This is a genomic window from Streptomyces sp. NPDC002265 (assembly GCF_040296125.1).
In the GTDB taxonomy this organism is placed as follows: Bacteria; Actinomycetota; Actinomycetes; order Streptomycetales; family Streptomycetaceae; genus Streptomyces.
Genome location: NZ_JBEOWS010000400.1, coordinates 1 through 8265, shown reverse-complemented (window position 1 = coordinate 8265; position 8265 = coordinate 1). Strand labels below are relative to the sequence as shown.

Annotated in this window: 8 protein-coding genes; all 8 read left to right on the top strand. The window is 71.4% G+C overall.

Annotation, left to right across the window (positions count from 1 at the left end):
• Positions 1-179: 179 nt before the first annotated feature.
• The 8 genes from ABT085_RS40505 to ABT085_RS40470 all read left to right on the top strand — a co-directional run bounded on the left by ABT085_RS40505 (position 180) and on the right by ABT085_RS40470 (position 8212).
• Entirely contained in the window at positions 180-368 is a 189-nt protein-coding gene (locus ABT085_RS40505) for a ferredoxin (RefSeq protein WP_351620280.1), read from the top strand.
• A gap of 5 nt (positions 369-373) precedes the next feature.
• Entirely contained in the window at positions 374-1582 is a 1209-nt protein-coding gene (locus ABT085_RS40500) for an NAD(P)/FAD-dependent oxidoreductase (RefSeq protein ID WP_351620277.1), read from the top strand.
• Between the two features lie 35 nt (positions 1583-1617).
• Positions 1618-2424, top strand: coding sequence for an acetoacetate decarboxylase family protein (locus tag ABT085_RS40495; protein ID WP_351620274.1), 807 nt, complete (start codon positions 1618-1620; stop codon positions 2422-2424).
• A gap of 37 nt (positions 2425-2461) precedes the next feature.
• Positions 2462-3925 (top strand): aldehyde dehydrogenase, encoded by a 1464-nt coding sequence (locus tag ABT085_RS40490; RefSeq protein WP_351620270.1) that lies wholly within the window; start codon positions 2462-2464, stop codon positions 3923-3925.
• Positions 3918-4850, top strand: coding sequence for a 3,4-dihydroxyphenylacetate 2,3-dioxygenase (locus ABT085_RS40485; RefSeq protein ID WP_351620265.1), 933 nt, complete (start codon positions 3918-3920; stop codon positions 4848-4850). The genes ABT085_RS40490 and ABT085_RS40485 overlap by 8 nt, the downstream gene beginning before the upstream one ends.
• 10 nt (positions 4851-4860) lie before the next feature.
• Complete coding sequence (locus ABT085_RS40480) at positions 4861-5709, top strand: fumarylacetoacetate hydrolase family protein (protein ID WP_351620262.1); 849 nt, start codon at positions 4861-4863, stop codon at positions 5707-5709.
• 103 nt (positions 5710-5812) lie between these two features.
• On the top strand, positions 5813-6442 hold the full coding sequence (locus ABT085_RS40475) for a TetR/AcrR family transcriptional regulator (RefSeq protein WP_351620260.1): 630 nt from the start codon (positions 5813-5815) through the stop codon (positions 6440-6442).
• Between the two features lie 303 nt (positions 6443-6745).
• The gene (locus ABT085_RS40470) at positions 6746-8212 is read left to right on the top strand and encodes an APC family permease (RefSeq protein ID WP_351620258.1); all 1467 of its coding nucleotides are present in this window, start codon (positions 6746-6748) and stop codon (positions 8210-8212) included.
• The last annotated feature ends 53 nt before the right edge of the window (positions 8213-8265 follow it).

The following is an 8265-nucleotide window of genomic DNA, read 5'->3' as shown; positions in this document are numbered from 1 at the left end:
CCGGCACCTTTTTTTGCCGGTCTCGGGTTGTATTTTTTGTTTTTTTAACTCAAAAGGTGTGGGGGCGGGGCTGCCCCGGACTCCCTTGGGCGGTGGTGCCCGGCGGCCCCGGCCCCCACCCCTCACACCCCCTTCACTCTCCTCTCTCCCCGACGCCCCCACCCACTGGAGGACCGGCCATGAAGGTCGTCGTCGACATGAACAAGTGCCAGGACCACGGCCAGTGCGTCTTCGCCGCCCCCGACGTCTTCTCGATGGACGACGACGGCCGCCTGCTGTTCGTCTCCGACCCCGACGACGCGCTGCGCGACGAGGTCGAGGAAGCCGCGGACGTCTGCCCGCTCCAGGCCATCCGGATCGAGGACTGATCCACATGAGCGGACGCATTGTCGTCGTGGGGGCCTCGATGAGCGGCCTGCGGGCCGCCGAACAGCTGCGCGCCGCTGGCTGGACCGGGACCGTCACCGTGGTGGGCGACGAGCCCCACATGCCCTACAACCGGCCTCCGCTCTCCAAGGAGGTCCTGGCCGGAAAGACTCCGTTCGAGTCCCTGGCCTTCACCCCGAAGGCCGCCGCGGCGGACGTGGAATGGCGACTGGGCACCAAGGCCGTCGCCGCCCGGCTCGACGAGCGGACCGTCACGCTCGACGACGGTTCCACCCTCGCCTACGACGGGCTGGTCGTCGCCACCGGCATGCGGCCGCGGCGGCTGCGCTGCCCCGGCCCGCTCGCCGGACGGCACACCGTCCGTACGATCGACGACGCCCAGGCGCTGCGCTCCGATCTGACCAGGCCGGGCACCCGGGTGGTCGTGGTCGGCGCCGGGTTCATCGGCTGCGAGGTGGCCGCCACCGCGGTCGGCCTCGGGGTCACCGAGGTGACCGTCGTCGACCCGCTGCCGCTGCCGATGGTCGGACCGCTGGGCGAGCTGCTGGCCCGCGCCCTGCTCGCCCGGCACGAGGCACGCGGGGTGCGCTTCGCGCTCGGCGCCCAGGTCGCCGGGTTCGAGGGCGACGAGCGGGTGACCGGTGTCGTGCTCGCCGACGGAACGGTCCTGCCCGCCGACGTGGTCGTGGAGTCGGTCGGCTCCGTCGCCAACGTCGAGTGGCTGGACGGCAACGGCCTCGACCTCTCCGACGGCGTCCTCACCGACGAGCAGCTGCGCGTCGGCGGCCGGCCCGACGTGGTCGCGGTCGGCGACGTGGCCCGCTTCCCCAACGCCCGCTACGACGGCGTACCGCGCCGCGTCGAGCACTGGTCCATCCCCACGGACACCGCGAAGCACGCGGCACGGACCCTGGTGGGCCGGCTGACCGGCGCCGACGCCGAGACCGCGCCGTTCTCCCCGCTGCCCACCTTCTGGAGCGACCAGCACGAGTTCCGGCTCCAGTCCTTCGGGGCCCCCGCCCTCGGCAAGGACGACGTACGGGTGCTGGAGGGCGACCCGGACGGCGACGTCCTGGCCGGCTACCACGCCGACGACCGGCTGGTCGGTGTCGTCGCGCTCGGCGGTCACAAGGCCGCCATGGGCGCCGCCCGCTACCGCACCCAGCTCATGAAGCAGCCCGTCCCGACCGCCTGAAGCAGCCCGTCCCCACCGCCTAAGGAATCCCCGCCATGTCCCCAGTCCGTGGTTTCTTCCACCCCAAGACCACGAGCGGCGCCTCGTCGCTGATCCCGAACCCGCCGTGGCGCTACTCCGGCGACCTGCTCACCGTCGAGTACCGCACGGACCCCGCGCGCGTACGGGAGCTGCTGCCCGAGCCGCTGGAGCTCGCCGACGAGGACCCGGGCGCGGTCGCGCTGATCTGGGCCGACTGGCAGTCCTGCTCGGCGTCCGGCGACGAGCTGCTGGACCCGGTGCTCTCCCAGTACAAGGAGGCGTTCGCGGTCGTGCGCTGCCGGTACCAGGGCCGGACGTACTCCCGCTGCGTGTACATCTGGGTCGACAAGGACTTCGCGATCGCCCGCGGTCTGCACCAGGGCTACCCGAAGAAGCTCGGCTCGATCCACCAGACCCGCCCGCACCCCTACGGCCCCGCCCCGCGCATCGAGGCCGGCGCCCGCTTCGGCGCCACGCTCGCCGCCGCGGACCGGCGCCTGGCGCAGACGGTGGTGACGCTGCGCGAGCCGTCCGCGACGAACGGCTTCGTCAACGCCCACCCGATGGCCCACCACCGCTGGCTGCCGTCCATCGAGAAGGGCAAGGGCCTCGCGCTCGACGAGCTGATCGAGACCGGCGCCGCCTCCTTCGAGGCCGGGCAGGCCTGGACCGGCGACGCCGAGCTGGAGCTCTTCGAGGCGCCCACCGAGGAACTGGCCCGGCTGGAGATCCACGAGCCCATCGCCGCGTACTACCGCCAGGTCGGCGTGGTCTGGGACGGCGGCCGGCTGCTGGAGTCCGGCACCTCCGGCGCCGAATAACCCCCGTACGCATCAGCACACGACCTGGAGACCGGACATGACCGAGCACACCACCACCGTGGCCGGCGTCGCCGTCGACACCCGGCACTGGATCGGCGGCGAACGCGTGGCCTCCCCCGCCACCTTCACCGACGTCTCACCGATCGACGGCAGCGTCCTCGGCGAGATCTCCCGGGGCACCGCCACCGAGGCCGAGGCGGCGGTGGCCGCCGCCAAGGCCGCCTTCCCCGGCTGGGCCGCCACGCCCCGCGCCGAGCGCGCCCGGCTGCTGCACGCCGTCGCCGACGGCGTGGAGAAGCGCATCGAAGAGCTGGCGATCGTCGAGACCCACGACAACGGCGCCCTGCTGCGTTCGCACCGCCGCGGTGTGATGCCGCGCGTCGCCCACAACTTCCGCTTCTTCGCCGACTGGCTGCTGAAGCTGGAGCACGCGGACTTCGAGACCCGCGGCCACACCAACCACGTCTCCTGGGACCCGGCCGGCCCCTCGGTGCTGATCACCCCGTGGAACGCGCCGCTGATGCTGGCCACCTGGAAGATCGCCCCGGCGCTCGCGGCCGGCAACACGGTCGTCCTCAAGCCCGCCGAGTGGACCCCGCTGACCGCCTCCCTGCTGGCCGACATCGCCGCCGAGGCCGGTCTGCCCGCCGGAGTGTTCAACGTCGTCCAGGGCTACGGCTCCGAGATCGGCGACGCCCTCACCTCACACCCGGACGTGCGCCGCATCAGCTTCACCGGCTCCGTCCCGACCGCCAAGCGGATCTCGCAGTCGGCGGCCGCCCAGCTCACCCCGCTCAGCCTCGAACTCGGCGGCAAGTCGCCGCTGCTGGTCTTCGCCGACGCCGACCTGGACCTCGCCGTCGACCTGGCGGTCGAGCAGTACGACAACGCCGGACAGGTCTGCCTGGCCGCCACCCGCTTCCTGGTCGAGGAGACGGTCGCCGAGGAGTTCACCCGCCGCTTCGTCGAGAAGGCCGCCACCCTGAAGCAGGGCGACCCGCGCGACGAGGCCACCGACATCGGGCCCAACATCCACCCGCGTCAGCTGGAGAAGATCGACGGGTTCGTGCAGCGGGCGATCGCCGCCGGGGCCCGCGCCGTCATCGGCGGCCACCGGGGCGAGGGCCAGTACTACGCGCCGACCCTGCTCACCGACGTGGCCCAGGACTCGGAGATCGTCCAGGAGGAGGTCTTCGGCCCGGTCCTGACCCTCCAGACCTTCGCCGACGAGGACGAGGCCGTCCGCCTCGCCAACGACACCCGCTTCGGCCTCGCCGCCACCCTCGCCACCGGCGACCCCGCGCGCGCCGAACGCGTCACGGCCCGGCTGGTGGCCGGCACCGTCTGGGTCAACTGCTTCTTCGTACGGGACCTCCAGGCGCCCTTCGGCGGCTCCCGCCACTCCGGTGTCGGCCGCGAGGGCGGCACCTGGAGCTTCGACTTCTACTGCGACGTCAAGAACACCGTCACCGCGCCGAAGGGATGGCAGGACCATGGGTGAGATCGTCGGGGCGGGCCTGCTCGCCCATGTCCCCACCATCGTGCTCCCCGAGGAGACCCGGCTGGAGCTGAACGAGGGCAAGGAGATCACCCTCGTCACCGGCCTGAACCAGCTCCGCAAGGAGGTGTTCGAGCGTGACGACTACGACACCGTCGTCGTCCTCGACTCGCACTGGGCCACCACCGTCGAGTTCGTCGCCACCGCACAGCACCGCCGGGCCGGCCTGTTCACCTCCGAGGAGCTGCCGCGCGGCATGTGCCGGATGCCGTACGACTACCCCGGCGACCCCGAACTCGCCCACAACATCGCGCGGTTCGCCGACAAGCACGGCACCTGGATCACCGCGATCGAGGACGACTTCCTGCCGGTGTACTACGCCACGATCAACCTCTGGAAGTTCCTCGGCGAAGGCCTGCCGGACAAGCGCTGGGTGACCATCGGCGTCTGCCAGACCGGCGACATGGAGGACCATCTGCGCCTGGGCCGCGCCCTGGCCGACGGCATCGCCGCCACGCCCGGCCGCCGCGTCCTGCTGATCGCCTCCGGCGCCCTCTCGCACACCTTCTGGCCGCTGCGCGAGCTGCGCGAGCACGAGTCCAGCGACCCGGCGCACATCTTCACCCCCGAGGCCCGCGCCGCCGACCTGGAGCGCATCGCCTGGTTCAAGGAGGGCCGCCACGACAAGGTGCTCGACACCATGGACGAGTTCTGGAAGTACAAGCCCGAGGCGAAGTTCTTCCACTACCTGATGATGGCCGGCGCCCTCGGCGAGCAGGCCTGCACCGCCAAGGCCCGCCAGTACGGCGAGTACGAGAACTCCATCGGCACCGGCCAGGTCCACCTCTGGTTCGACCGCCCGGCCGACGGCTGGACCGGCACCGGCCTTCCCGCCCCCCGCGCCCCGCGCACCCCCCACAGCCGCTAGGAGCCACGACATGCCCGAGTACCGCCGCATCCTGCTCGACGGCGCAGCCGTCCAGGTCACCGTCGAGGGCGACGAACTCGTCGCCGGCGACGGCCGCCGCGTCAAGATCGAGGAGGCCCAGCACCTGCCTCCGGTGGTCCCGTCCAAGGTGATCGCCGTACACCTCAACCACCGCAGCCGCGTGGACGAGTTCGGGATCACCCTGCCCGACACGCCCACCTACTTCCACAAGCCGACCTCGGCCCTCAACTCCCACAAGGGCGCCATCGTGCGCCCCGAGGGCTGCAAGTGGCTCAACTACGAGGGCGAGGTCGCCATCGTCATCGGCAGGACCGCGCGCAACATCTCCCCCGAGGAGGCCGGGGAGTACATCGCGGGCTACACGGTCGCCAACGACTACGGCCTGCACGACTTCCGGGACACCGATGCGGGCTCCATGCTCCGGGTGAAGGGCTCCGACACCCTCTGCCCGCTCGGCCCGGGCCTGGTCACCGACTGGGACTTCCACGGCAAGAGCCTGCGCACCTACGTCAACGGCGAGGTCGTCCAGGACGGCACCACCGACGAGATGCAGTGGGACATGCACTACCTCGTCGCCGACATCGCCCGCACCATCACCCTCTACCCCGGTGACGTGCTGCTGTCCGGCACGCCCGCCAACTCCCGTCCGGTCCAGCCGGGCGACGTCGTCGAGGTCGAGGTGGAGGGCCTGGGCCGCCTCACCAACCACATCGTCACCGGCCCGACCGCCATCCGCACCGACGTCGGCGCCCAGCCCACCGAGTCCGAGGAAGTGCTGTCGACCGCGCTCGGCGGCGACTGGGAGTTCCGCGGCATCCGGGCGCCCCGCAGGGACTGACCGCTGCCCGTGAACAACGCCGCACCGGGGAGAGGAGAAGCCCCCGGTGCGGCGTTCCCGTCTGCGACGCTCCTGTTCGAATCCGGCCGATAGGGTCACGACCATGACCGACTCCGCTGACTCCCCCGCCCGCAGGCCACGCAAGCGCCTGCACTACGGCGAGGGACGTACGGCGCTGCTGAACGCCGCCGTGCGCGTGGTGGCCGAGGGCGGTCTGCGCAAACTCACCTACCGTGCGGTCGCCGAGGAGGCCGGGGTCACACACGGACTGGTGGTGCACCACTTCGGCTCCCGCGACGCGCTCATCGAGGAGACGCTCGCCCACACCATCCGCACCTCCCTGAACACCAGCGCCCTGGAGCCCGGGACCGGCAGGATCGCCGACTTCTCCGCCGAACTGTCCGACATGGTCGAGGCGGACCCCGGCATCCAGGCGTTCCAGTACGAACTGCTGCTGGAGGCCCGGCGCAGGCCGGAACTGCTCCCGCAGATCCGCACCCTGTACGACGAGTACTTCCGCGCGACCCGGCGCGAACTCGACCGGATACTCCCCGACGACGCCGGCCCGGCGCTGTTCCGGCTGGTCTTCGCCGCCCTGGACGGCCTCGTGCTGCACCAGCTCGTCCTCGGCGAGCCCGAGGTCACCGACGCGGCCCTGGAGGAACTGCGGGCGCTGCTGAGGCTGCTCGCGGGGGCACCGGGCACGGACGTCATGCATGCCACGGACGCGTGACCGGCTGATGCCACGGACGCACGTCCGGCTGACCGGCTGACCGGCTCACCGACTGCCCGGCGGGTCATCAGCGCATGGAGGGGCTCCGGACCTGTGTCCGGGGCCCTTCGCCATGACCACGGCCGTCGGCCTCGCGAGGCGGTGCGCCTGCGTCCGCACCAGGTCACAGTTCCGCAAGGAGCCCTCGTCAGCCTGAAAAACGTCCCCGGAACTCTTGCCAAGCGAAGGGTTCCAGCCCAGGATGAGGCAACTCGTTTGGCCTGAAACGAAACACCCCTTCCCGTTCCCAGTAGGTGATTTCGCGTGGACAGTCAAGCAGCGGTCGAGGCGCGGGCCGCACAGGAGCCCACCAAGGCCGGCGGTCTCAAGCCCAACTCCCTCGGTGTGTTGGGCATCGTCTTCTTCGTTCTCTCGGCCCAGGCGCCGCTGACCGGCATCGCCGGCGCCGTGCCCATCGCCGTGGGCATCGGAAACGGGGCCGGCACCCCCGCCGCGTACCTCGGCGCCGGCGCCGTCATCCTGCTGTTCTCCGTCGGCTTCGTCGCCATGGGGCGGCACGTCGTGGACACCGGCGCCTTCTACACGTACATCGGCAAGGGGCTGGGCCGCCTGACCGGCTCCGGCAGCGCGGGGGTCGCGCTCTTCGCCTACTGCACCATCCAGGCCGCCATGTACGGGCTGTACGGGGCGACGGTGAGCGGCCTGGTCGAGCACTACACAGGCACCCATGTGGCCTGGTGGATCTGGACCCTGATCACCATGGTCGTCGTCCAGATCCTCGGCGCCGCCGGGATCGAGATGGGCGCCAAGGTCCTGGCCGTCTTCGTGCTCGCCGAGTTCAGCATCCTGACCGCCTTCGCCCTCGTGACCTTCTTCAAGGGCGGCGGCCCCGAGGGGCTCGGCCTCACCGACAGCTTCTCCCCCTCGGCGGCGCTCCAGGGCGCTCCGGGCGTGGCGGTGATGTTCGCCATCGCGTCGATGTTCGGCTTCGAGGCCACCGCGATCTACGGCGAGGAGGCCCGCGAGCCGCGTCGTACCGTCCCCCGGGCCACGTACCTCGCCGTCGCGGTGGTCACCGGCTTCTTCGCCTTCACCTCGTGGATGCTGATCTCCGCGCACGGGGCCTCGAAGGCCACGGACGCGGCGGGCAAGGCGCTGGCCTCCGGGGACGCCACCGGATTCGTCTTCGCGCCCATCACGGACCTGTTCGGCGCCTGGACCGCCGACGTCCTGCCGGTCCTGCTGGCCACCTCGCTCTTCGCGGGCATCCTGGCGTTCCACAACTCCGCGAACCGGTACCTGTTCTCCCTCGGCCGCGAAGGCCTGCTGCCCCGCGGGCTGACCGCGCTCAACACCCGCCACTCGCCCTGGGTCGCCGGCGTCACCCAGACCGTGCTGGCGTTCCTGCTGGTCATGCCCTTCGCCCTGATGGGCAAGGACCCGGTGCTGACCCTCTTCTCCTGGTTCAGCGGTGTCGCCGTGCTGGGGATGATGCTGCTCTACTTCCTGACCTCGGTCTCCGTGGTGGTCTTCTTCCGCCGCTCGGGCGCCGACACCAGGCCGTGGAACACGCTGATCGCCCCTTCCCTGGGCGCGCTCGGCATCGCCGGCGCGATCTGGCTCATCATCGCCAACTTCGCGACGCTCATCGGCGGTGACGCGACCACCGCCCACTGGCTGGAGGCGGCCGTACCGGTGGTCCTGCTGGCCGGCGTCGTCACAGCCCGCGTGCGGCGGGACGGACGGCAGACCTCGGCGACGGAGAGCTGACCGGCACCCCCGTCGGCACCGCCCCGGTACGGCCCGGCTTCCCCGGCCGTACC

Coding starts and splice junctions, on each gene's coding strand:
- ABT085_RS40495 (WP_351620274.1), top strand. CDS start 1,618: ATGTCCCCAGTCCGTGGTTTCTTCCACCCCAAGACCACGAGCGGCGCC.
- ABT085_RS40500 (WP_351620277.1), top strand. CDS start 374: ATGAGCGGACGCATTGTCGTCGTGGGGGCCTCGATGAGCGGCCTGCGG.
- ABT085_RS40475 (WP_351620260.1), top strand. CDS start 5,813: ATGACCGACTCCGCTGACTCCCCCGCCCGCAGGCCACGCAAGCGCCTG.
- ABT085_RS40485 (WP_351620265.1), top strand. CDS start 3,918: ATGGGTGAGATCGTCGGGGCGGGCCTGCTCGCCCATGTCCCCACCATC.
- ABT085_RS40480 (WP_351620262.1), top strand. CDS start 4,861: ATGCCCGAGTACCGCCGCATCCTGCTCGACGGCGCAGCCGTCCAGGTC.
- ABT085_RS40490 (WP_351620270.1), top strand. CDS start 2,462: ATGACCGAGCACACCACCACCGTGGCCGGCGTCGCCGTCGACACCCGG.
- ABT085_RS40505 (WP_351620280.1), top strand. CDS start 180: ATGAAGGTCGTCGTCGACATGAACAAGTGCCAGGACCACGGCCAGTGC.